The organism is Pandoraea sp. NPDC090278, from assembly GCF_044772185.1.
Taxonomy (GTDB): Bacteria; Pseudomonadota; Gammaproteobacteria; order Burkholderiales; family Burkholderiaceae; genus Pandoraea.
Genome location: NZ_JBIVYJ010000007.1, coordinates 1 through 24,490 on the forward strand (window position 1 = coordinate 1; position 24,490 = coordinate 24,490).

Consider the following 24,490-nt stretch of genomic DNA (forward strand, 5'->3'; position numbering starts at 1 on the left):
GTTCGCCGCCGTAGCGACTCACAAGCTCCAAAACCACTAACCACCGGGCTTTCCAGCCCGTCGCTTCAACCGCTTCGCTGCTTTCGCTGCGTCGCCGTCGTTGCGAGAGACGGAATATTAATGACGTTCGCCAACGAGCGCAAGCCCTTTGTGAAACTATTTTTACGAAGGCGCATTTTCCTCGGTTCGTCTCACATCGCGTCCATCATCGTCCTATATATAGGGGACCGCTCGACACCCTCTGACGCCCGCCCTCACCTTTGGGCACAATAGCGCGCATGAACACCGATCTCCCCCAAGGCGCCGACGCGCCACAGCACCCGTTCGCCGCTCTGCTCCCCGACACGGTCATCACCGCCGTGGAACAACTTGGAAGCTATAGCGACGGGCGTCTGCTCGCCCTCAACAGCTACGAGAACCGCGTCTACCAGGTGGGAATGGAAGATGGCCCGCCGCTGATCGCGAAGTTCTACCGTCCTCAACGCTGGACCGACGACGCCATCCTCGAAGAACACGCCTTCACCCAGACACTCGCGCAGCAAGAAATCCCGGTCGTCGCCCCGCTTGAAATTAACGGTGCAACCCTGCATCACTTCGACGGTTTCCGCTTCGCCCTCTTCCCGCGACGCGGCGGCCGCGCCCCCGAGCTTCAGGATCCTGACACCCTCAACTGGCTCGGCCGCTTTCTCGGCCGCATCCACGCCCAAGGCGCAACGCAACCGTACCAACACCGCCTCACGCTGGACATCGACACATACGGCCGCGCCCCCGTCGACTATTTGTGGACGAACGACTTCATCCCGTCCGACCTGCGTGACGCCTGGCGCACCATCGTCGATCTGGCACTCGACGGCATCGCCCGCGCTTATGAGCGAGCGGGGGACGTCAAACTGCTACGGGTTCACGGCGACTGCCACGGTGGCAATGTCCTATGGACGGACGCGGGCCCGCACTTCGTCGACTTCGACGACACCTGCATGGCCCCGGCGATGCAAGACCTCTGGATGCTGCTCTCGGGCACGCGCGCGGAGATGACCGGTCAGCTGGACGAAGTCCTTTCCGGCTACGAAGACTTCGCCGACTTCAATCCCCGCGAGCTTCATCTGACGGAAGCCTTGCGAACGTTGCGCCTACTGCATTACAGCGCCTGGCTCGCCCGACGTTGGGACGACCCCGCGTTTCCCGCCGCATTCCCGTGGTTCAACACGCAACGTTACTGGCAGGACCGAATCCTTGAGCTTCGCGAACAAGTCGCATTAATGGACGAACCGCCGCTGACCTGGCGCTAACTATCGCGTCGCCGTCTGACGCCCTCTACCACCACCGCCACATCGCGAACGCCAGCGCCGCCGCGACACACCATTCCGCACTCGACCCGGTCGTCACATATAGCGGCGACCGAAAGCGCGTTCGAAGCGGCCAGCAGAGCGGCACACCGGAAGGTGTCAACCAGTCGGCCAGCAGATGCGAGAGATATCCCGCACATAACGCGAGCATCCACGGCGGCACGTGCCCCCAGCCATAAATACATGCGGCTATGGCAAGCGCGGGCAGCAACAGAGAGTGCGTCATGCCGCGATGCCCGAACAATCCGGAGATCACCATCGACAACGGGGCAACGCGCCGCCCCAACATACTCTTTGGATGATCGATGTCGGGCAGCAACGCACCGACGAGCGTAAGCGGCCACGCATGAACGCTGGCAGCCCAACCGGTGCGATGCATCAGCCACGTGGCAGCGACGCCGAAAATAAGATGACTTCTGGCTTGCATGAAGGACGAGTGAATAGGTGACGGCCCGCGAAAATCGCATGCGATTCCGCGCTTAAAAAGGGGCCGAAGTCTACCACCGGGCACCGGCTGCGGCTTGCACGTTTTCGCCGTTCGTCACCACACCGAAAACCAACACGCAAGACCTTCCCCCTCTCAAACCGGAAACATCGGCAAATACGACACGTTCGCCGGTTTTTCAGTGCAATCCGATTGACGGTGTCATATGCGGCCCGTACGATCCCGCCGACCGATTGCGCGATCCATCGCGCGCTCGGCCAAACGACAGACGGATTCACAGCAAATCCGCAGCAGATTCACAGTAAGACGACGCCGTACACAGAGAACAGGTCCCGCCGGAGTTTTCGATGAAGAAGTTTCTGATCCTCGCCGCGACACTCGCTCCGCTGGCCGCACACGCGACGAACCCGCTCGTCACGGACGACACCGGTACGCAAGACACGGGCAACTGGCAGCTCGAACTCAACAGCGAATGGCTGACGCAACCGACGTCGCGTCAACAGCAGTGGAACAACACGCTGACCTACGGCGTGCTCTCGAATCTCGACGTCGCCATTCAAGCGCCCTATCAGCGCACGCGCCCCGACGGCGACGGCTGGACCAACGGTTTCACCGATCTCCAACTACAAGCCAAATGGCGCTTCCTCGAAGGGGAGCAATGGAGTCTCGGCTTCAAACCCTTCATCACGCTCCCGACGGCCAGTCAGGACCGCGGCCTGGGTAACGGTCGCGCGACGACCGGGGCGAATCTGTTGATGCAGTACAACCTCGATCGCTGGACGTTTCTCGCGAACGTCGGCTACACGTGGAATAACAACGGCCTGGGCAATCGCACGAGCTTGTGGAATGCGTCGACGGCAGTGCTCTTCAGCGTGACGGAAGAAGTGCGCCTCGTCGGCGACATCGGCCTGGCCACCAATCCCGACAGCTCGACGTCGACCAAACCGGCCTACGCGCTGGTCGGCGTGATTTACAGTCCGACGAAGGATCTCGATCTGGATGTGGGCTACAAACGCGGCCTGAATCCCGCGTCCCTCAGCCATTCCGTACAGGCGGGCGTCACGATCCGGTGGTGAGCGGCGAATGCGCAGGATGCCTAAAAAATGCACACCTCGCGCATGAATTTCGGGAGCACTTTAAATTAAGTGTCATAAATGCTTGACACAATGCGCAGAATACCCGTATTATTCTTCTTCTCAGACGCGGGGTGGAGCAGTCTGGCAGCTCGTCGGGCTCATAACCCGAAGGTCACAGGTTCAAATCCTGTCCCCGCAACCAGACACTGTAAAAGGCCTTGATTTCGTAAAGAAATCAAGGCCTTTTGCTTTTCAGATCACTGCGACGCGTTCTCGAACGTATCGCCAGCACCCACCTTGTCGACGAGCGCCACAACACCGGAAGCGCCGCCGTGCGACGCCATCCATCGAATCGTCTGGCAAGCAGCCTTGGCATAAAGCTGTCGATCCGTGAGTGCGAGACGATTCCACTCGAACATCCCGACAGGCAACGGCGCAGACACCGCTGCGAGGCAACGATCCGCCTGATCGGCTGGCGCAAGGTATCGAAGATCGTCGGACGACACCATCGCGACGCCTTCGTTAAACCAGATCGGTACCCGTCCCGTAGCGAACGCCCATAGTCCGATGCGGCGATGCAGTTCGTTCATAGAGAGTTCGTGCGCGGCGATCACAGCATCGCTTCCGCGAGGCGACAGCACGGCCACCTGATCGAACAACGACATACCGCGCCGTCCGCCGCCGCCCAGCCGTCGGAAGCAGGCATCGTCCGAGCAGACAAAGACACGCGGCGTTGCCCTGAGCGGCCCCCAGAACTGGGTCAAACGCTCACGCGCCGAATCCACGACGTCGATAATTGCGGCCTGCTCCTGCGCCGTGGTCTGGCGCTGGACATAGACGCGATTCCCGATGTCTTCAAACCCGTAGCATGCCGGGCACGCTGCGGCGACGGCCGAGGGTAGCGCATAGGCCATGCCCGCAGCGCCAAGCGCCAGCGTGATCCCGACGACGAAACCCAGCCTTTTGCAAAACTTCCACATCGCAGCGTCCGATTATTCGATCACTCATGGGATGGGCATTGTCACACGAGGCAACCACTCAGCACTGCCAGATACCCGTCATTCGACGCAAAGAGCCTGACGCATTCTGATAAAGTCGCCGCAACACGTGCCATCCCTCTGCGTCACTCTCCTTCGAGACATCCGATGACGTCATCTGTCGAACGCAAGACCATCGATCCAGCGCCGCAGAACCCCGACGCCCTCAGCAAGACCCTGATCCCGGCGAAGACCGCACTGATCGTCATGCACTATCAGACGGACATCCTCGCGCTGTTCCCCGCCGTCGCGCCGACACTGCTCGCCAACACACGCGCGTTATGCGACGCGGCGCGCGCCCGGGGTATCGCCGTCTACTTCGTCAAATTCCACTTCAGCCCCGGCTATCCGGAAGTCAGCCCGATGAACCGCAACGGGCAAGGCGTGAAACGACTGGGATTGTTCGTCGACGACCGGATTTCGCCTGAGCTGGCACAACGCGACGACGAGCCGCTCGTCATCGCGCATCGCGCCAGCGCTTTCTACGGCACCGACCTTCAGTCACGACTCGGCGCGAGCAGCGTCGATACGCTGATGATGGTCGGCATCGCCTCGACCGGCGTCATGCTGTCTTCCGTGGCCTACGCAAGCGACGCCGATTACCGGCTTTTCACCGTCAAGGACTGTTGCTACGACCCCGACACGATCGTTCACGATCATCTTTTCTCGACGGCCTTCGATTCGCGAACGACGGTGCTGTCGCTTGCTGACGCGCTAACGCTTCTTATGTAAATCGCGACCGTTCACGCCTTACGACGGTTAAACCGCTGCTCGACGACGCGGCTTCCCCATTGCTCGCCTTCCGCTTCCTCGGCGAGACGAAAGCCGAACGATTCATAAAGATGACGCGCCGCGTCGAGCCCTTTGAACGTCCACAGGTAGGTCTCGTTGAAACGCGCGTCGACATACGTCATCGCAGCCGACATGAGACGCCGTCCAACGCCCGAGCCACGCAGCACATCGTCCACGATGAACCAACGCAAGTGCGCGCCCCCCGTCTCCAGATTTCCATCAATGGCAAGCGACGCCAGCGTGCGGCCGTTCTCGACGTACAACCATAGCGCTTTGCCCTCCGCAGGCAGCGCCCCGGCAAATTCCGCCAGCCCCGTCGCGACCTTCTTCTCGAAGTAAGCGCCGAAGCCCCAATGCTCTGCGTAGTAGCGCGCGTGCAGACTTGCGATATCGCCGATGCATCCGGGCTGGTATCCCTCCGCGATCTGCGCATCGATCCCGGCCTCGTCCACCCGTTTTGCCGAATTGTCCTGAGCGAGCGCATCGGCATATAACGCGAGTGAGCGGACCAGCGCCTCCTGATCTGCGGGCACGATACGTCGCAGAGCACTCGACACCTGATCCGTCGCGAAGCGGTCGATCTTGCGTCGCAGCTTCTGCCCGGCCTCGGTCAGCGAGAGTTCGGAGGTTCGCGCGTCGTCGTTGGCTGTTGCGCGACGCACGAGGCCGCTGGCCTCCAGCTTGGCCACTTGCCGACTGGTGTTCGATTTGTCGAGGCGCAGAATATTGCCGAGATCCTTGGCGCTGATGCCGGGTGTTGCGCCAATCTCGATGATGGCGTGGACGGCCGATGGCGAGAGGTCGCTGTCGGCGAGCGTGGTTCGCATGAACCCCAGCTCGCGCACCAGTTTTCGGGAGAAGTCGCGGAGTTCGAGAATCTCCGCTTCGCGGGGCTTACCGGGCAGATCGACGAGGTCCATAGGGCATCTCACACAGGTCGCGAATGACGTCAAACATGACGATGGCGCAGAAAAGTTGCGTAACGCAACCAATATAGTTGCGAATCGCAACTTATGCAAGGTGGCGAAATTCCGTGATCCAGGAAGATCCGCTGCCGCCCATCACAGCGGCATCAGATCGATGACCTCACGCACCTCGGCGAGCACCGGTGCGACCTGCGCCTCGCTCATCGAACTCAATCCCAGCCGAAGCGCATGAGGCGCGTGCCGCGTAGTGGCGTAAGCCTGCGCCTTCGATACGGCGATACCGCGCGCAGCCAGCGCAGACGCCACTCGATCCATACGCAATCCCTCAGGCAACGGCAGCCAGAGAAACAACGACGACGGATGCGTCACCACCTCCATGCCGCGCAACGCCTCACGGGCAACCGTCTGACGCCACTTCGCCTGCGCGCGCTGACGTTCCTCCTGACGCTCGACGTCACCGCTCGCCAGCCAGCGCGTCGCGATGGCCGTGACCACGCTCGACAGACTCCAGTACGACGCCCGCACCACGCGTTTGACCTGCGCTGCGTACGTCTCCGGTGCAACGACATATCCGAAGCGCAACCCCGTCGCCACACTCTTCGAGAGACTCGTTACATAAAACGTACGCTCGGGCGCGAGCGTGACGATGGACGGTCCCGCGTGATCGACGAGATACGCATAAGTCGCATCTTCAATGATCAGGCAGTCGTAACGTCGCGCGATCTCCACCAACCGTCGACGCTGTGCCGTGCTCATCACCCAACCCAGCGGGTTGTGCAACGTCGGCATCGTGTAGATGGCCCGCACGGCGTGGCGACGGCATACCGCTTCGAGTGCATCGAGATCGGGCGCTACATGTCCACCGCGCCCACTATGCCCCGCCGCGACGGGCTTCAACGCCAGTCCCGCCAGCGACGCCGTCATCTTGAATCCCGGATACGTCAACGCGTCGACGGCCACGGCATCGCCCGGGCGCAACGCCGTTCGCACCACGACGTCGAGACCTTGTTGCGCGCCACCGACGAGAAAGACGCGGTCTCCCAGCACGTCGATCCCCCGCGCGCGACGCAGATACGCCGCCACCGTCTCGCGCTCGTGTTGCCGACCGCCGGGTGGCTGCTGATGCATCAGCGCACTGAGATCCCCGGCCGTCGCCAGCTCACGCAACGTCGCGCGCAGCAACTCGCTCTGATACGGCCATGACGGATGGTTGAACGACAGATCCACCGCGCTGGAACTCAGTCGCGCCTCGTCGTCGACGTCCCACTCGCGCTGCATCGGACGATCCCGCACGAACGTCCCCCGCCCCACCTCGCCGACCACTAGCCCCAGATCGCGCAACTTCGCGTAGACCTTGGTCGCAGACGCAATCGCAATGTCGTACTGCGCCGCCAGCTTTCGATGCGTCGGCAGTGCCGAGCCCGGCGACAGCACACCACTGCGGATATCGCCTGACAGGCGTTCGACGAGCGCGGAAACAGGGGAGACGAGGGAATCGGTCATGACTGTACGTAGGACAATTTCTTGATTGTCCGATTCTAGGCGGCGACACTTCAGATCGCAAACGTCAAAAGAGACCGCCATGCCCCAGATGACCGACATCCCCCAAGACGCGCAATACCCCGTGCTGACCTACTTGCAGCGACTGCTCGACGGCACGCTGGGCGGCAACGAATCCATCCACATGCGCTACCCGACGGCGATCTCGCAATTCCTCGGCTTTCGGATCGTGGAAGTCGGCGAGGCGCTCGCCGTCATCGAACTCAATACCCATCCCGAGATTCACGGCAACCAGCAAGGCACCGTCCACGGCGGGCTGCTGTGCGAGTTGGCGGACGCGGCCATCGGCACCGCGCACTCGACACTCATGAGCGAAGGCGAGACGTTCACGAGCATCGATCTGAAGGCGACGTTCCTGCGCCCGGTGTGGGACGCACGCCTGCTGGCACGCGCATGGGCGACGCATCGCGGACGCACTGTCTCGCACTACCAGTGCGACATCCAACGAGACGACGGCAAGGTCGTCGCGCGCGTGGACAGCGCCGTCATGACCCTGCGCGGCGAACACGCCAAGGGCCGATGACAGAAAACAAAAAGCCCGCCGATCCTGAGACCGGCGGGCCTGTTCATCCACTGGCGACGACCTTCAGAACGGTGCAGTGAACGTCAGTCGGAAGCCTTGCTGCAATCCGCCCATCCCCGTCGTCACGCTGTAATCCAGCCCGAAGACGAGCGTACCGGTACGCAGTTTCGTCCCCGCGCCGACTTGCACGCGGTCGCTGCCGTACGGACTGCCCGGCACGAAGTACACCGGCCCGCTCGACGCGATATCCGCGTACGCCAGCCCCGCCAGACTCTGCCCGTTGAAGTCGTGCTGCAACTCCACGCGAATGTAAGGCGAGAACGTCCCGATGCGTGTCGCCTTCGCGAAACCTGCGCGCACGCCCAGCGTGCCTGACAGCGTATTCACGTTCTGCTTGAAGTACGTAAGCGCGTTCAGCCCTGCCCCGGTTTCACTGTATTGATCGAGCGTGGAACGCGACGCCGTCAGACGTCCGTACGGCGAGAACAGCCAGTCGTCGGTCCGGTACTCGTAGCCCGCCGACAGGGAGCCGAAGAACTGCTGCCCGTTGCGCTTGCCGCGCGCGAAGTCGTTCGCGTCGATGACCCAGCGACGCGAGTCGAAACTCAGCGTGCCGAAGCCTGCGACGGCATCGACGAAAAGCACAGGAATCGGACGATAGCTCGCGTACAACGCGCCGCTGTAGCTGTCGCCCGTGCTGCGCGTGCCCGAACTACCGATGTCGGTCGAGTCGTGTCCGTAACCGACGCCCGCGCCCAACGAGAACTGGTCGGAGAAGCGATAGTCCGCACCCATCGTCACGCCACCGGTCGTGAACTTGAAGCCCGAACGCTGAGCGGCCGTGTTGGCGAAACCGAAGTCGACCGTACCCGCCGTCCAGTAAGCGAAACGCTGATCGCCGTTCTCGCCTTCGCCGGGCAGGTCGGGGCCGTCGCCCGTGGCAACGCCGCTCGTGCCACTTGTGCCGCTCGCGCTCGCGTTCTTGTCCGACTTGTCGCGCACGTCGAGGCTCTTCGCCTTGTTCATCTGACTAAGCGCGGTCGGGCTAACGTCGCCTCGCAGACAGGCGTCGCGATCGGTGATACCGGCGATGTCCTGACAACGCGAGAGGTCACGACTCGCGCCACGATCCGCCGACGGCAGCACCACGTTCAACCCGTTGCTCGACGGCGCACGTCCCTTACCGTGCAGCATCTCGAGACGCTGGTTGTAGTTGCCGATCTGTGTCGTCGCGAAGCGGCGCGCAGCTTCCACCTGTGCGCCGATGAGGCCGGTCACGTCGGGGTCCGTCGTCGGGTCTTTACGCGGTGCGACCGTCACCTTCGCCGTGCCCGGGGCCGACGTCGCATTGGCATTCGACACCGTGTACGTAATCACAGCGACACCCGCGAACGCCGCCGCCGGTACGAAGCGCAGCGTGTACGTATTCCCTGTGGCGACTGCGGCACGCGCGACACCCGCAGCGACGGGCGCAGCCGACGTGCTGATGATCGTTGCTGTCCCGGCATTCGCAGGCGAGATCGACATGACGTTCGCGCCCGTGAACGGGCCACCCGTCGCGCCGGTGGTGATGTCGAAGTCCGCCGTGCCGTTCGCTGCGACGGACGTCTCTTGCGGTGCAGCCGTGACCGGCACGGCACGCACGCTCACCGTCACCGGAATCGGAGCGGACGTACCGATCGCGTTGGTCAGCGTGTACGCAAACGTCACGTCGCCGTTGGTGCTCGGCGTCGGCGTATAGACGATGTCCTCGCCATTGACCACGGCCGTGCCGCTGGCAGGCGGCGTTGCAATCGCAATGCGCGTGAACGGCCCGCCCACGGCATTGGCCGTCGCGCGGAACGTGACGGGAGCGCTGGAGAGCGTTTGCGTCTGCACGGCCGGAGCCGATGCGACCTGCGCCGTGATGTTGAAGTTGTAGCTTTGCAGCGCGCTCAGCGGCGTGCCCGGCCCGGTACTCGAATCCTTCACGGTGACGGTAAATGTGCTGGTGCCGGTCGACGTCGCCGTGCCGGACAACACCCCGCTGACCGGGTCGAGCGTGAGCCCTGCGGGCAACGCACCGGTGGTGACCGTGTAGCGATAAGGTGCGACACCGCCCGAGGCTGTGAACGTCTGGTTGTACGCCTGACCGGCGACCGGTGTGGGCAGCGTGGTCGGCGTCAGCGTGATCGATCCCGTGTTGACGTTCAGGGGCAGCGTGACGGTTGCGGAGAATGGCGCGCCCGTGCCTGTCGTCGAGTCATTCAGGTGGATCGTGACGGAGAACGCCCCCGCTGCGGTTGGCGTCCCCGTGATTGCGTAAGCGCTACCGTTTTGCGTGAGCTGTAAGCCGTTCGGCAGGCCCGTCGCCGTCAGCGTGAAGCCCACATTCGCGCCCGAAACGGAGATGCCTTGCGTATAAGACACACCCAGCGTTCCGGCGGCGAGCGAACTGGTTCCGATGTTCAGATTCGGGCCCAGTACGCGCACGCTGTATGAGATCGTTCCCGAAAAATGGTTGGCGTCCGTTGCCGAGACCGTCACGGGACTGCCGACCGATGTCTGTGTGGGCGTTCCGCTGATCGTGCCTGTCGTCGCGTTCCAGCTCAGTCCCGCTGGCAACGTGCCGGTGAGGGCATACGTGTAGGGGGCGGCGCCACCGGTTGCCTGAATCGTCTGCGTGTAAGGGGCCGCGGCAGTCGCATCCGACAGGACCGACGGTGTGAGCGTAATCGTCGGTGCATTGATCGTCATGGTCAGCGAGCTGCTGGTGACCGGCGGATTGGTCGTCGTGACGGTGTCGGTCGCCTTGATCGAGAAGCTGAAGGTGCCTATCGCCGTCGGTGTACCGGAAAGCGTCCCGTTGGAACTCAGTGTCAGGCCGGTCGGCAAGGCGCCTGAAACCACGACGTAGCTATACGTCCCCGATCCACCCGAGGCCGACGCCAGCGACGTGGTGCTGTAAGCCACGCCAACTGTGCCCGGAGCAGGTGCTGACGGCGTGTACGCAAACGTCGACGGCAGCACCGCGACGGTGACGGTACCGGGAGTCGACATCCCGGCCACGTTCGTCATGGTGTAGGTGAACGTATCCGAGCCCGAGTACCCAGGTGTCGGTGTGTAAGTCAGCGTGGTACCGGTCGCGACAGCCGAGCCGTGGGCGGCCCCTGTGCTAACAGCTACCGACGTGATGTGGTTCGAGAGATCGAGCGGGATGGGTACCGCCCCGCTATTGAACGGCACGTTGGAGAGGGAAAGATTGGCTGCCGTTGGCGCGGCGACGTACGTGAAGCGGTCGGCCGCGTTGGTGGAACTCGTGCCTCCGGGGCCCGTGACGGTGATGTCCACCGTCCCGGCCGCCCCGGCCGCCCCGGCCGGCGACGTCGCGGTGATCGACGTGACGCTGTTCACGGTGAACGCCGCCGATGTTGCGCCGAACTTCACGGCCGTCGCCCCGGTGAACGCTGTGCCCGTCACCGTCACGGACGTGCCCCCCCCAGTCACCCCCATGTTCGGCGTCAGACTGGTCACCGTTGGCGCCGGAATATAGATGAACTTGGTGTTGCCGTTGGTCGCGCTCGTGCCACCCGACGTCGTGACGGTCACATCGACCGTGCCGGTGCCCGCGGGTGCATTGGCGGTCAGCGTCGTACTGCTGCTGTAAGAGACGTTCGTGGCATTAGTCGTGCCGAACTTCACGGTCGACGACGGGGTGAATCCGGTACCGGTGATCGTCACGCTCGTACCGCCGCTGCTGCCGCCCGTATTCGGTGAAACCGACGTCACTGTCGGTACGGCCGTGTAGTTGTATTGATCGCCAGGGCCAGTCGCGCTGGTGCCGCCGGGCGTCGTCACGCGGATATCGACGGTACCGACAGAATGCGGCGGTGCTGTCGCCGTGATCTGTGTGGCGTTGACGAGGACAAAGCTCGCCGACGTCCCACCGAACGTCACCTGCGACGCACCCGTGAAGTCCGTCCCGGAGATCGTCACGGATGTGTTGCCAGCGACCGGCCCTTCTGTGGGCGAGACGGACGTTATGGACGGGGCCGGTAGGTACGTGAGCCCACCGCTCAGCGTCGCCGAACCGCCCGCCGTCGCGACGATGACGTCTACAGCACCCGGGGCGTGTGCTGGGGCAGTTGCCGTGATTGAAGACGCGCTGTTGACCGTGACGCCGGTAGCGGCGGTGCCCCCGATGGTCACCGTCGATCCTGAGATGAAGTTGGTGCCCGTGATGGTGACGGAGCTACCGCCCGCCGCCGGTATGTTGTTAGGCGAAACGCCCGAGATCGTTGGCGGATCGACATACGTATATAGGTTGCTCCCTGCCGACGACCCTCCGGTGTTATACGTCCCAACGCTGACAGCGCCTGCTCCCGAGTGGCTCGGTGCGACGGCAGTGATTTGCGTCTGACTGTCCACCGTCACACTCGTGGCCTCAGTGGTGTCGAAGATAACGTGGGTCCCCTGGACAAAGTTCGTCCCCGTGATGACGACCGTATTACCCCCTACCGTCGGCCCACTGGACGGAGAAGTGCGACTGGGCATGGGGACCCCGAGCTGGCGCGTGACGTTGATCGTGACCGTGTTCGACGGGTTGTTATTCAGGTACAGCACAAACGACCAGCTCGTGAGCGTTGTCGACGGGCTCGGTGTAAACGTCAGGGAATAATTGTTGCCCGGCGTCGTCGGCACGTTGGCCACGAGCGTCGAACCATCGCGTGGGTCGACCACGGGCGCGTTGGCACCACCGCTCGGGCTGTAAAGTCCGACAAGTCCGGGGTCGCATAGGGCTGACACGCCCACCGCGGAATCGGAGGCCATGATCGTATAGCTGCCTTGTCCGGCCGGTGACGCGTTCCAACTGACATTACACGCCCCCGCGAAGGCAGACGACGCGCCAAAGCTCGCGACGAGCGCCAACAGAACTTTCAGCCAAAAAGACCAAAGCGTAGACAAGCCGTAACGAGCGCGAAGCTCGACGCGGCGCAAGCGAATGCAGGACGACGACATGTTTTCCCCGAATCCTCGTCGGATAACGTTCGAGGATCACATTGTTATATTCATCAATTACACAGGCGCCCTGCACAGATAGTCAGACTTCCCTCATTGGCAATTATTTATTAGTACTTTCCATTGCCAATCAACACCTTGCGAGCGCGAGCGCAAGATTAGGAAAACTGAATTTTTATGTCAATAAGCGCTTACAAAATTCAAGCGCCGACACAGAGAAATCGAGGGTTTTCACTTAAAATTCGAGCAAGGCATTATCACAATATGAGAAAAGAAGAACAGACCACCGCTATGCAACGGCCCGCACTCATCACTGCAATCGCTTATCTCCAATTTCTAGTTGCATGCGCAAGCTTGCAAATCTTCAAGACACCACTGATCGGGAAATGGAAGCTTTTCGATAACGATTGGCTCTCGCTTCAGGCGCAGTGGACCTATCTCAGCTATTCCGTGCTTTTATCGCTAATTTTGATGGTCGCGATACTGCGCGGTTATGCATGGTCACGATGGGTTCTGATTATCACCGGCGCAATTGGCTTGGTGCTTGCCATCCCGGTCAACAACATCGACGGGCTGGCGCCCTTTGTTGTATCGATGGCATACGTGGCGGGAACGATTTACCTGCTTTTCCGTAACGCCGATGCGTGCAAGTTCTTTTCCCGGAGTCGAGCCGGAGAGCCACTTATCAACATACGAGAACTGCTTGCCACACTGTTTCAACTGCTGTGGGCGTTCACCATCTATCGCAATTTGCTGGGTCAGTTCACGCACGTGTTTGCGCCGTGGACCGTCGTCATTGTGGTCGTTGTCTGTGCAGCACTCGGATTGCTCATAGGATGGGCGATTCGGCGCAACATTAGCCTGGCGTATCGCGACTTCGCCATTACCCTCATGGCGACAGGTCTTTTCACCGCGTATCAGCTCGTACTCACCGCACTGACGACCGTCTCAACGCGTAATGCGCTTCAACTCGACTTTTTGCCAAGTGTGATGCTGCTTCTGATGATGGCGGCGATGGCATTTGTGCTGTCGAAGCTGTCGACACGCCCGCTTCGCCTGACCTGATTTGCCTCATATCCCGCCAAGCAAATCGTGCGAATCGAGAATGGCGAAGGCGATTTCGGGGCGGGCGTCGAGACAGCGTCGAATGGCGGCGGGAATATTGGCGCGGGTTTTCCGGCACAAGCCGGGTTGCGCGTCCAATTGAATGATGATGCCGCGCAGGGTTTTGACTTCGTTCGGGCTCGGCGTAATGCGCAATCGGATGCCGAGTTGGGCGTGCATCAGACCGATCATGCGATTCAGATCGTTGTAGCTGGAAATCGCCTCGATTCGCGCGATCAGTCGCTTTTCCTCGGTTTGCGTCAGCATCAGAATGCGCCGGTCGCCTTGCGTATCCTGCAAGAGCGACTCCCGTTCGCAGGTGCAGGCACCGGGCGGGCACTCCGTACGAATGGAAATTTGAATCTCGGCGGCCATGACGGGGACAGCGCAATTAAGGGGGCGTACTTAATGGGACGTACAACAGGGAATGGCGGGCGTGGCGCCCATTATCGACCAAACCAGTATCGCCGGTGCGACGCCCGAGAGCCATTAGGGATTTCAACGCCCGTGCACGGTCCCGCGCCCCCAACCTTGCACAAACTACGAGATCACGCGATAGCCCTGCGCTGCGAGATGTTGCTGCAGCCATGTCCCACCGGAACGAGCGACAACAACGTTCTTCGCGATAAACACGGCACTCCCGGCCAACATCGTCGCCGGATATCCGATGGACCACAGCACACCAACAAGGCAGTCGACGGCAACCAAACGCCCACCTCGGCGTACGAGCCCTTCCGAAAACGCCCACAGAGATCCGAAAAGCAGTGCGGCCCAGTTGAAACCAGGCTTCACGCGACGCTCCGGCTTAGTGGAATGGATCATCAAAGTCGAAGGCATGACATCTGGTGGGAAAGAGTGAACATAGGCAATTTATCGTCTTGCCATCGACATTCTTTAGCCGATGGGATTTGCACGCGGGTTTCGGGATCACCCGTGCCTTTGAGCCAACGCAAGGGACGCCTCGGCCGACACCGTTATACTCTCGCGCTCTTATTGCCTTCGCATGACTTCAGGGAAATACCAAATGAGCGCTCTGCCCCCGTGCCCGAAATGCAACTCCGAATTCACGTATGAAGACGGCGGGATGTGCATCTGCCCGGAATGCGGCAACGAATGGTCGGCGCAGGCCGAAGCGGCGGCAGAGCCGACCGAGCGCGTCTATCGCGACGCCACCGGCGCGATACTGCAAAACGGCGACACCGTGACGGTCATCAAAGACTTGAAGCTCAAAGGCGGTGGCGGCACGATCAAGATCGGCACCAAAGTGAAGAACATCCGCCTGGTCGACGGCGATCACGACATCGATTGCAAGATCGACGGCTTCGGTGCAATGAGCCTGAAAACGGAGTTCGTGAAGAAGGTATAAAGCTATTCGCGCGGCAACCGATCCTCAATCTCATACCAAGACGCTTTCGACGCCACGTGAAGATGTCGCAGTCCGGGGGCGGCAAACGGGGTGTCGATGGTGCCTAGCGCCACCGAGATCCAGTCGGCCAACTCCGGCGTATTGCTCGACCAGAAAAGAGAAGACCCGCAGTCTGCGCAGAACTCCCGGCGGACCGATTCGGACGAGGCGTAAGCCTTGATGCGCTCTTTACCCGACAGGACGTAAAGGTCTTTACGCTTCGTCCGTCCATAGCTGGCGAATGCCGCGCCGTGCCCTTTGCGGCATTGCGTGCAATGGCAGTGACTGAATTTGACCATCGGCTCGCGAATCTCGAAGCGGATGGCGCCGCACAGGCAGCGTCCCTCAAGCACTGTCGACATACGATTCCCTCCTTGACATGATTCCCCTCACTTTACGCAAGAGAGGCTTTCATTTTCGCGCGTTTATCGAAATGAGGCGGCTCCCTACACTGTCACACATGCAGTGATGCAGTGAGACGGGAGGAGACGCCCGCCAAAATGGAAAAACCGGCGCACATCGGTGCGCCGGTTTCCGTTAAGAACCCAACCGTCTCCAGCAGGTGCGTCCTCACAACGCCCTCACCACACACGACGGCCATGAAAAAGAAGATTGCTTTAGCGGCGTTTCTCGCAGTGCCCGGATCTTTCGCGATCCTTGCCCTCGCTTGTCTGCACCCCGTCCTGCGCCGTGAACTGGCCCGCGCAGCCGGACTCGGCCCCGTATTCGCCAACGTGTCGCGACAAGTTGTCCTGCTCGCGCTCGTCTATCACCTGAACATGCACCACCGTCACCGCGAACGCGCTGTGCGCGCCTGCCTCGCGCGGGGTGGCGTCGATTGCGACGTCTTCGCACAGTAAGACGGCCGCTCAGCGCGCTCGAATAGCGAATCCGTCGATATAAGCCGTCAGATCGGCAGCACTCGCCGCATCCCACCGACGCCCATCGCACAGCACTTCGCCGGTAGCCTCCGACATCACCGTCACCGCCTCGGCACGCGCAGCCGCCACGAACAGGTCGGTCTGATTCACTTCCGCCGCCGTTTGCGCGGCATGAACGACCGCATCGTCGCCCACCATCCCCCAACGGCGGTACTGCGAGACGAACCACATCCCGTCCGACGGATGCGGGTAATTCACCACGCCATCGTCAAAGAAACTCACCGGCAGCAACGCATGCCGCCCGGACAAGCGCCCAAAGTCCCCGAGCAAGCGCGCTGCAATCAGATCGCGAGGCGCCCCCACCCACGCCGGTTCGGCCAGCCAGCCCGCCGCTTCCGCCCGGTGCCCCGGCATATCCAGCCACCGGCACGCGCTCAGCAGCGTGCGCACTAACGCTTGCGCCGTCTTCGGATAGCGGGTGACGAAGTCCCGCCGACTGGCGAGCACCTTTTCCGGATGATTCGGCCAGATATCGCTCGACACCGCGACCGTGCGTCCCAACCCACGCGCCTGCGCCACCGCATGCCACGGCTCGCCGCAACAGAAACCGTCCAGCCCGCCCTCTTCCATCGCCGCCACCATGTGCGCGGGCGGAATCACCATGCTGGCAATGTCGCGTAACGGATCGATGCCCTGCGCCGCGAACCAGTAGTTCATGAACATTGCGTGCGTTCCCGTCGGGAACGTCTGCGCGAATACCGGCTTGCGACCAAGCGACGCCAGTGCCTCGCGCAAATCTCCCGCCTCGGCGAGCGCATCGGCCAGCGACGGCGTCACCGTCACCGCCTGCCCGTTGCGGTTGAGCACCATGAGCACGGCCATGTCCTCGCGCGGCCCGCCAATGCCCAGTTGCACGCCGTAGACCAGCCCGTAAAGCGAATGCGCCGCGTCCAGTTCACCGGTGAGCAGCTTGTCGCGGATCGCCGCCCAAGAGGCTTCCCGGCTCAGCTCCAGCGTGAGTCCATGCTCATGCCCCAGCTCCAGACGCTTCGCCACGACCAGCGGCGCAGCATCCGACAGCGCGACGAACCCCACGCGTAAATGACGCTTCTCGGGCACACCATCCGAAATTCGATCTTGCCGGTCCGGCGATGGCCCATCGGAAGCCAACCATGATGACGTCGACATGTGCAGTGTCTATCCCAGTAATTCGGCAATCGAGACGAGTTGGCGCGCCACTTCGACGAGCTTCTCGCCCTGATCCATCGCCCGTTTGCGCAGGATGGCGTAGGCCTCCTGCTCGGAAATCCGTCGCCGGTCCATCAGTAACCGCTTGGCGCGGTCGATCAGCTTGCGGTCGGCCAGTTCGCTTTCCGCCTTGACCAGTCGCGCGCGCAACTTCTCCTCATGGGCGAAGCGCGCGAGCGCGACTTCGAGAATCGGCGCGAGACGGTCCGCCGCCAGCCCCTCGACGGAATACGCCGTCACCCCGGCGTCGACTGCCGCGCGGATGAGCGACTGATTGCCATCGGCGGAAAACATCAGCACCGGACGCGGCGCGGCCGCATTCATGACCGCCAGTTGCTCCAGCGTGTCGCGCGACGGCGACTCGGTATCGATGATGACCACGTCCGGCCGCTCGCTCTCCACCACGCGCGGCAATGCCTGCGGCTTGGCGACTTCGGCCAGCATCTCGCATCCCAGACGCGCGAGCGCCACCCGCAATTCGCCAATCGGCTTGTCGGTATCGGTCACGAGCAGCACGCGCAGCATGCCGTGCTCGCTCGTGGTGATGGGGGCGTCAGGCGGCACGAGCGACGACTTCCTCAGCGACCAGGCCCGTCCCGCCCATCGCTACCGACGCCTCACCCACGGCCCCGCCGACGAGCAGAATGGCGGGACTGGCGAAGCCTTGCGCGCGCACGTCGGCCGCCAGTCGCCCCAGCGTCGTCACCATGCGACGCTCCTGCAGCGTGCCTGCCCACTGCACCGCGCCCGCCGGTGTGTCCGCATCGAGATGCGCAAGCAACGTCGCGCTCAGTTCCTCCACCCGATGCAGTCCCATGTAAATCGCCAGCGTGGTGCCCGTCGCGGCGAGCGCCGCCCAGTTGGGTGCACTGCCGTCCTGCCGGTGTGCGGTGACGAAGGTCACGCCCGCGCAGTGATCGCGGTGCGTGAGCGACATGCCGAGACCGGCCGCCGCCGCGAATGCCGACGAGATCCCGTTGACGATCTCGACCGGCACGCCCGCACGCCGCAACGCCGCCATCTCCTCGCCCGCGCGGCCGAACATCAGCGCGTCGCCGCCCTTGACCCGCACCACATGCGCGCCGCGCTTCGCGAAACGGCACATCATCCGTTCGATAAACGCCTGCGGCGTCGAGCGGCAACCGCCGCGCTTGCCCACGGCAATCACGCGCGCCTGCGGTGCGAGCGTGGCGATCTCCGGATTGGCCAGATCGTCCACGAGCAACACGTCGGCCTCGCCGAGCACGCGCGCCGCGCGCAACGTCAGCAGATCGAGTGCGCCAGGCCCGGCGCTGAGCAGAGTGACTTTGCCGTTCTTCATGATCGTTCTCCCTTGATTCCTGTACATCCTCGATGTCGTGCATGGATGCGTGTCACTCACAACACTTAAGCTGCATTCGTCGTCACCGCCGACGAGATCCCGGCCGACGCTGCGCACATGCGCTGCAACTCCGGCACGCACGAACCGCAAACGGTGCCGCAGCCGAGCTTCGCTTTAAGTTGCGCGACGTCGGCCCCGGCGGCAATCGCTGCGTCGATGCTCGACGCCGTCACCGACTTGCACTGACAGACGGTGCGGTCTCGGGGCGCCGCTGGCCCGCTATCGGCCACGAACACCGCGTGACGTGCGCGCGTCCACGGCGACGCACTTTTCACGCGCGCCAGCAATGTCGTCGATCCCGCAACGTCCGCCTCGCTGCCCGCGACCAGTACACCGTCAATGAGCGTGTCGCGCCACGCCACGCGCTTGGTCATCGCCCGACGCGCGTCGCGATACTCCAACAGCGATTCGTCACGCGGCAGGGCCAAAGCCGTGTGCAGACGCTCCAGCCAGTCGGCATCCGACTCGGCATCGGCAGCCGTCACTATCAGCCGGTCTTCCCCCTCCAGACGCACCGTCGCGAACCGTCGCTCTGCGAGCAAAGGCTGCACGGCCGCATGCAATTGCAGCGCATCGCCACGACGCACCGCCGCCACGCGCCACGGCAGCGTCACGGGTTCGACGCGCACCGCTGCATGCTTGAGTTCCGGTTGCTTCGAGTATTTGTCGACGGCACCGATCGTGGTGTCGTTCACGCCACCGCCACCGAGAAACTGACCGCTCCAGTGCATCGGGACGAACACCGTGCCCGACGCCACGTCGTCGCTCACCGTCAGCATCAGCACCCGTTCGCCGCGACGGCTCGACAGACGAACGAAGTCGCCCGCCCGCAGGCTGCGACGCGCTGCATCCGCCGTATGCATCGTCAGCGCCGGTTCAGGGGCATGCTCGAACAACTGCCCCACGCGTCCCGTGCGGCTCATGCCGTGCCACTGATCGCGCAACCGTCCCGTAATCAGACGCAGCGGATGTCGCGCATTGATCGGCTCGGCCACCGGCCGATACTCGAACGCGTGAAAGCGTGCACGGCCGTCGCCGGTCGCGAACACGCCGTCTTCATAGCGACGTGCCGCGCCGCGTGCTGCGCCCGCCGGATACGGCCACTGCTGCGGCCCGTCGCGCTCCAGCAAGGCGTAATCGATGCCACCGATATCGAGATCGCGGCCCACCGTGAGCGCGCGATGCTCGTTGAAGATCGCCTCGATCGACGAAAACGCGAACGGCTCGGGCGACGCGTCGAGCTTCGGTGCGAGACGCCGCGCCACCTCGCCCGCAATCCACCAGTCGGCGCGCGCATCGCCGGGTGCGGGTATCGCCGCACGCACACGGGAAATCCGGCGCTCGGAATTCGTGACGGTACCGGCCTTTTCGCCCCAACTCGCTGCAGGCAGCAGTACATCCGCGTAGGGCACCGTATCCGTCTGATGAAAAGCTTCCTGCACGACGACGAACTCCGCGTTCGCCAGCGCTTCGCGCACGCGTGCGCTGTCTGGCATCGAGTGCACCGGGTTCGTACAGGCAATCCAGATCGCCTTGATGCGCCCGTCGCGCACCGCGTCGAACATCTCCACAGCGGGCAAGCCCGGCGTGTCGGAGAGTCCCTGCACGCCCCAGAGCTGCTCGACTTCCCCACGATGGGCCGCGTTGCCGATGTCGCGATGCGCGGCGAGCATGGTGGCCAGTCCACCGACTTCGCGTCCGCCCATGGCGTTGGGCTGACCGGTGAGCGAGAACGGCCCGGCACCGGCGCGTCCGATCTGCCCCGTTGCCAGATGCAGATGAATGAGCGCGAGGTTCTTCTCTGTGCCGTGGCTCGACTGATTGAGCCCCATGCAATACAGCGAGAGCGCCGCAGGGCTTTCCCCGAACCAGTCCGCCGCCTGACGCAACGCCGACTCTTCGATGCCGCAGATGTCCGCGACGAGCTGCGGCGGGTAAGCACGCAACACTTGCTTGAGGCCGTCGAACCCGTCGGTATGCGCGTCGATGTAACGACGGTCGATGCGTCCTTCCCAAATGAGGTGGTGCAGCATGCCGTGAAACAGGGCGACGTCCGTGCCCGGCACGATCGGCAGATGGAGGTCCGCCATCGCCGCCGTATCGGTGCGGCGCGGATCGACCACGATCCAGCGAATCGACGGATCTGCTGCCTTCGCCGCCTCAAGACGTCGGAACAGCACCGGATGCGCATACGCCATGTTGCTGCCCGCGAAGATCACGGTGCGCGCGGCTTCGAGGTCGTCGTAGCACGTGGGCGGGCCGTCGGCACCGAGCGCCATCTTGTACGCACTCACGGCGCTCGACATGCAGAGTCGCGAGTTCGTGTCGATGTTGTTGGTGCGCACCAGCCCTTTCGCGAGCTTGTTGAAGACGTAGTAGTCCTCGGTCAGCAATTGCCCCGAGACATAGAACGCCACCGAGTCCGGTCCGTGACGACGGATGATGTCGGCAAAGCGCGACGCCACCGTTTCCAGCGCAGCGTCCCACGTTGCGGGGACGCGCTCGGCATCGCGCGTGGCGCGCATCTCGGGCATCAGCACGCGTCCGGCAAGCGACTGCGCGGTCAGCGGCAGCGTCGTGCCCTTGCTGCACAGCCGTCCATAATTCGCAGGATGATTCGGATCGCCCTGCACGCCGACGATACGCTCGCCGTCGCTCTCGACGAGCATGCCGCAACCGACGCCGCAGTAGCAGCAAGTGGTTTGCGTGATGGTTGTCATGGAGGCTCCGGCGCTTGTGGGTAGGTGTCGTAGTTATTACGCGAAACGGAGAACGTCAGGCCGCTACCGTTTCGGTCGCGGTGATGCTCACCGTCTCGTCAATCGACAGATACACCTCGCCCGCGTCGATCCGCACCGGGAAGCGCTGCGCGCAGCCGACGTCCGGTGCGCAGGCTTCGCCCGTCGTCAGATCGATGTTCCAGGCGTGCAGCGGACACGTCACCTTCTCGCCGTGCACGATGCCCTGCGACAACGCCCCCCCCTTGTGCGGACACTTGTCGCGCAGCGCGAAGACGTTGTCGCTCTCGGTGCGAAACAGCGCGATGTTGCCGCTTGCGTGGTTCAGCACGCGCGTGCCCAGACGCGGGATCGCATTCACGTCGCAGACATGCAGCCAGATCGGTTGGGATGGCGTCGTCATGGGATCTCCTCAGGCAGTCGTGGTTTCGGTCGGGACTTCGGCAGGCGCCGCGCTCTGCGTCGTCGCTGTAAGCGGCTTGTACTCGTTGGCCTGCACGCCATTGATACGCGCCTGCCACGGGTCGGGCAGTCCGTCGAGCGAGAACAACAGACGCTCGTAGAGTGCCCGGCGATTGGCGGCGTCCGCCACCACGCGCTGCTTCACGTAATCGAGGCCCACGCGATCGATGTAATGCACAGTGCGGTCGAGGTAGTAGGCTTCCTCGCGATACAACTGAAGGAACGCGCCGGTGTACTCCTTGACCTCCTCGGCCGTCTTCACCTTCACGAGGAACTGCGCCACTTCGGTCTTGATGCCGCCGTTGCCGCCCACGTACAGCTCCCAACCCGAGTCGACGGCAATCACGCCCACGTCCTTGATCCCGGCTTCGGCGCAGTTGCGCGGGCAACCCGACACGGCCAGCTTCACCTTGTGCGGCGACCACATGTTCGCGAGCATCGTTTCCAGATCGATGCCCATCTGCGTGCTGTTCTGCGTGCCGAAGCGGCAGAACTCGCTACCCACACACGTCTTCACTGTGCGGATCGACTTGCCGTAAGCGTGGCCTGACGGCATGCCCAGATCGCGCCAGACATTCACCAGATCGTCCTTCTTCACGCCGAGCAAGTCGATGCGCTGACCGCCCGTGACCTTGACCATCGGAATCTGATACTTGTCTGCCACGTCGGCAATGCGGCGCAACTCGCTCGCATTCGTCACACCGCCCTTCATCTGCGGGATGACGGAGAACGTGTTGTCCTTCTGGATGTTGGCGTGCACGCGTTCGTTGACGAAACGGCTTTGCGGATCGTCCACCGCTTCCTTGGGCCACGTGCTGAGCATGTAGTAGTTCAGCGCCGGACGGCACGTCGCGCAGCCATTAGGCGTGCGCCATTCGAGGAAGTCGAAGGCGGCGCGGTGGGTGGTCAGACGATGCTCGCGCACCGCACGACGCACATCCGCATGCGACAGGTCGGTGCAGCCGCACACGGCCTTCTCCTTCGGCGCAGCGTCATAGGTCGAGCCGAGCGTGCTCATCAGAATCTGTTCGCACAGACCCGCGCACGAGCCGCACGAGCTGGCGGCCTTGGTGTGCTTCTTCACTTCGTCGAGCGTGAACAGGCCCTTCTCCGTGATGGCCTTCACGATGGCGCCCTTGCAAACACCGTTGCAGCCGCACACCTCATCGGTGTCGGCCATCGCCGATGCGCGGTTCTGCCCTTGCGTGCCGACGTCGCCCACACTCGACTCGCCGAACATGATGCGCTCACGCAATTCGCCCAGCGTGCGTCCTTCGCGCAGCAGCTTGAAGTACCACGCGCCGTCAGCGGTGTCGCCGTACAGACAGGCACCGACGAGCTTGTCGTCACGAATCACGAGCTTCTTGTAGACGCCGCTCGCCGGGTCCGACAGCACGATTTCCTCCGTGCCTTCGCCGCCCAGAAAGTCGCCCGCCGAGAACAGATCGATGCCCGTGACCTTGAGCTTCGTGGAAAGCACCGAGCCGCGATAGCTGCCGATGCCCATGAGCGCGAGGTGATTCGCACAGACCTTGGCCTGCTCGAACAACGGCGCGACGAGACCATACGCCACACCGCGATGGCTCACGCATTCGCCCACGGCGTAGATGCGTGGATCGTAGGTTTGCAGTGTGTCCGACACCACGATGCCGCGTGCGCAGTGCAAACCGGCCGCCTCGGCCAGCGTGGTCTTCGGGCGGATGCCTGCGGCCATCACGACGAGATCCGCCGCGATTTCGTCGCCGTTGCTGAACTTCACAGCGCGCACGCAGCGGTTGTCGTCGCCAAGAATCTCCGACGTTTGGTGGGACAGACGGAACGCAAGGCCGCGCGCTTCGAGCGACTGTTGCAGCAGCTTGCCCGCCGTGCTGTCGAGTTGACGCTCCAGCAGCGTGTCGGCCAGATGCACGACCGTGACGTCCATGCCGCGCAGTTTGAGGCCGTTGGCCGCTTCGAGCCCGAGCAGCCCGCCGCCGATCACGACCGCGTGACGCTTCACCTTCGCCGTCTCGATCATGATTTCGGTGTCGCGGATGTCGCGATAGCTGATCACGCCATCGAGATCCTTGCCCGGCACCGGCAGAATGAACGGGCTGGAACCGGTCGCGATGAGCAGACGGTCGTACGGCGCTTCGGTGCCATCGGCACAACGCACCACGCGGCACCGACGGTCGATCTGCGTGACTTCCTTGCCCAGATGCAGCGTGATGCCCTTCTCCGCATACCAGTCGAGCGGATTGAGCACGATGTCCTTGAACGCCTGTTCGCCAGCGAGCACCGGCGAGAGCAGGATGCGGTTGTAGTTCGGATGCGGCTCGGCGCCGAACACGGTGATGTCGTACTGATTCGGTGCAATCTCAAGCAGCTCTTCGAGCGTGCGGATGCCGGCCATGCCGTTGCCGATGACGACCAGACGAGGTTTGCGCATGCTGTCTTCTCCTGTTGCGCCTGCAGCGCCCGAAAAACAAAACGGCGTCCATCCGTGCCGAAGCACAGAGGGACGCCGTTGTCCTGTGGGTACGTCGCAGGCTGTCCCGCCCGACGTCGCACCTGAATTCTTTGCCGGCG

21 protein-coding genes and 1 tRNA gene are annotated in these 24,490 nt (G+C 63.0%); 8 read left to right on the plus strand and 14 right to left on the minus strand.

From position 1 onward, the window contains the following. Window positions 1-278: 278 nt before the first annotated feature. Window positions 279-1,289 (plus strand): serine/threonine protein kinase, encoded by a 1,011-nt coding sequence (locus ACIQWO_RS22960; RefSeq protein WP_402829223.1) that lies wholly within the window; start codon window positions 279-281, stop codon window positions 1,287-1,289. Between the two features lie 25 nt (window positions 1,290-1,314). On the opposite strand, the gene ACIQWO_RS22965 is transcribed toward ACIQWO_RS22960, so the two are convergent. Continuing rightward, a complete protein-coding gene (locus ACIQWO_RS22965) occupies window positions 1,315-1,773 on the minus strand; it encodes a metal-dependent hydrolase (protein WP_402829225.1) in 459 nt (152 codons plus the stop codon). A 365-nt stretch (window positions 1,774-2,138) separates the two neighbouring features. Between ACIQWO_RS22965 and ACIQWO_RS22970 the strand changes: the two genes are divergently transcribed. Continuing rightward, window positions 2,139-2,867: a transporter gene (locus ACIQWO_RS22970; protein ID WP_402829227.1), complete on the plus strand. Its 729-nt coding sequence runs from the start codon at window positions 2,139-2,141 to the stop codon at window positions 2,865-2,867. 125 nt (window positions 2,868-2,992) lie between these two features. Then, a tRNA-Met gene (locus tag ACIQWO_RS22975) sits at window positions 2,993-3,069 on the plus strand. A gap of 55 nt (window positions 3,070-3,124) precedes the next feature. Here the strand turns inward: ACIQWO_RS22975 and ACIQWO_RS22980 are convergent. Next, window positions 3,125-3,847, minus strand: coding sequence for a hypothetical protein (locus ACIQWO_RS22980; RefSeq protein WP_402829229.1), 723 nt, complete (start codon window positions 3,845-3,847; stop codon window positions 3,125-3,127). 165 nt (window positions 3,848-4,012) lie between these two features. Between ACIQWO_RS22980 and ACIQWO_RS22985 the strand changes: the two genes are divergently transcribed. After that, window positions 4,013-4,636, plus strand: a complete 624-nt coding sequence (locus ACIQWO_RS22985) for an isochorismatase family cysteine hydrolase (protein WP_402829231.1) — start codon at window positions 4,013-4,015, stop codon at window positions 4,634-4,636. An 11-nt stretch (window positions 4,637-4,647) separates the two neighbouring features. Here the strand turns inward: ACIQWO_RS22985 and ACIQWO_RS22990 are convergent, their stop codons facing one another. Next, a complete protein-coding gene (locus tag ACIQWO_RS22990) occupies window positions 4,648-5,616 on the minus strand; it encodes a GNAT family N-acetyltransferase (protein WP_402829233.1) in 969 nt (322 codons plus the stop codon). Window positions 5,617-5,757: 141 nt separating this feature from the next. Then, complete coding sequence (locus ACIQWO_RS22995) at window positions 5,758-7,125, minus strand: PLP-dependent aminotransferase family protein (protein WP_402829235.1); 1,368 nt, start codon at window positions 7,123-7,125, stop codon at window positions 5,758-5,760. A gap of 79 nt (window positions 7,126-7,204) precedes the next feature. Here ACIQWO_RS22995 and ACIQWO_RS23000 point away from each other — a divergent pair, with 79 nt between their 5' ends. Continuing rightward, window positions 7,205-7,705, plus strand: coding sequence for a PaaI family thioesterase (locus ACIQWO_RS23000; protein ID WP_402829237.1), 501 nt, complete (start codon window positions 7,205-7,207; stop codon window positions 7,703-7,705). Window positions 7,706-7,768: 63 nt separating this feature from the next. Here ACIQWO_RS23000 and ACIQWO_RS23005 read toward each other — a convergent pair whose 3' ends face one another. After that, window positions 7,769-12,514 (minus strand): IPT/TIG domain-containing protein, encoded by a 4,746-nt coding sequence (locus tag ACIQWO_RS23005; protein ID WP_402829239.1) that lies wholly within the window; start codon window positions 12,512-12,514, stop codon window positions 7,769-7,771. 453 nt (window positions 12,515-12,967) lie between these two features. Between ACIQWO_RS23005 and ACIQWO_RS23010 the strand changes: the two genes are divergently transcribed. Next, window positions 12,968-13,768, plus strand: coding sequence for a hypothetical protein (locus ACIQWO_RS23010; RefSeq protein WP_402829241.1), 801 nt, complete (start codon window positions 12,968-12,970; stop codon window positions 13,766-13,768). Between the two features lie 6 nt (window positions 13,769-13,774). Here ACIQWO_RS23010 and ACIQWO_RS23015 read toward each other — a convergent pair whose 3' ends face one another. Further along, window positions 13,775-14,182: a hypothetical protein gene (locus tag ACIQWO_RS23015; protein ID WP_402829243.1), complete on the minus strand. Its 408-nt coding sequence runs from the start codon at window positions 14,180-14,182 to the stop codon at window positions 13,775-13,777. A gap of 165 nt (window positions 14,183-14,347) precedes the next feature. Next, complete coding sequence (locus ACIQWO_RS23020; protein WP_402829245.1) at window positions 14,348-14,644, minus strand: hypothetical protein; 297 nt, start codon at window positions 14,642-14,644, stop codon at window positions 14,348-14,350. Between the two features lie 187 nt (window positions 14,645-14,831). Here ACIQWO_RS23020 and ACIQWO_RS23025 point away from each other — a divergent pair, with 187 nt between their 5' ends. After that, the gene (locus ACIQWO_RS23025) at window positions 14,832-15,173 is read left to right on the plus strand and encodes a zinc ribbon domain-containing protein YjdM (RefSeq protein ID WP_150576401.1); all 342 of its coding nucleotides are present in this window, start codon (window positions 14,832-14,834) and stop codon (window positions 15,171-15,173) included. 2 nt (window positions 15,174-15,175) lie between these two features. On the opposite strand, the gene ACIQWO_RS23030 is transcribed toward ACIQWO_RS23025, so the two are convergent. Beyond that, complete coding sequence (locus ACIQWO_RS23030; protein ID WP_402829248.1) at window positions 15,176-15,574, minus strand: GFA family protein; 399 nt, start codon at window positions 15,572-15,574, stop codon at window positions 15,176-15,178. A 237-nt stretch (window positions 15,575-15,811) separates the two neighbouring features. Between ACIQWO_RS23030 and ACIQWO_RS23035 the strand changes: the two genes are divergently transcribed. Further along, the gene (locus ACIQWO_RS23035) at window positions 15,812-16,072 is read left to right on the plus strand and encodes a hypothetical protein (protein ID WP_150576399.1); all 261 of its coding nucleotides are present in this window, start codon (window positions 15,812-15,814) and stop codon (window positions 16,070-16,072) included. 9 nt (window positions 16,073-16,081) lie between these two features. Here the strand turns inward: ACIQWO_RS23035 and ACIQWO_RS23040 are convergent, their stop codons facing one another. The 6 genes from ACIQWO_RS23040 to nirB form a co-directional block, all read right to left on the minus strand. Further along, a complete protein-coding gene (locus ACIQWO_RS23040) occupies window positions 16,082-17,281 on the minus strand; it encodes a CmpA/NrtA family ABC transporter substrate-binding protein (RefSeq protein ID WP_402829251.1) in 1,200 nt (399 codons plus the stop codon). 9 nt (window positions 17,282-17,290) lie between these two features. Further along, on the minus strand, window positions 17,291-17,866 hold the full coding sequence (locus tag ACIQWO_RS23045; protein WP_402829636.1) for an ANTAR domain-containing response regulator: 576 nt from the start codon (window positions 17,864-17,866) through the stop codon (window positions 17,291-17,293). Between the two features lie 28 nt (window positions 17,867-17,894). Next, the gene (gene cobA, locus ACIQWO_RS23050; protein WP_402829252.1) at window positions 17,895-18,662 is read right to left on the minus strand and encodes a uroporphyrinogen-III C-methyltransferase; all 768 of its coding nucleotides are present in this window, start codon (window positions 18,660-18,662) and stop codon (window positions 17,895-17,897) included. Window positions 18,663-18,727: 65 nt separating this feature from the next. Beyond that, window positions 18,728-21,442 (minus strand): molybdopterin-dependent oxidoreductase, encoded by a 2,715-nt coding sequence (locus tag ACIQWO_RS23055; protein WP_402829253.1) that lies wholly within the window; start codon window positions 21,440-21,442, stop codon window positions 18,728-18,730. 55 nt (window positions 21,443-21,497) lie between these two features. Then, complete coding sequence (nirD, locus tag ACIQWO_RS23060; RefSeq protein ID WP_402829255.1) at window positions 21,498-21,863, minus strand: nitrite reductase small subunit NirD; 366 nt, start codon at window positions 21,861-21,863, stop codon at window positions 21,498-21,500. Between the two features lie 9 nt (window positions 21,864-21,872). Continuing rightward, the gene (gene nirB / locus ACIQWO_RS23065) at window positions 21,873-24,350 is read right to left on the minus strand and encodes a nitrite reductase large subunit NirB (protein ID WP_402829257.1); all 2,478 of its coding nucleotides are present in this window, start codon (window positions 24,348-24,350) and stop codon (window positions 21,873-21,875) included. Between the last annotated feature and the right edge of the window lie 140 nt (window positions 24,351-24,490).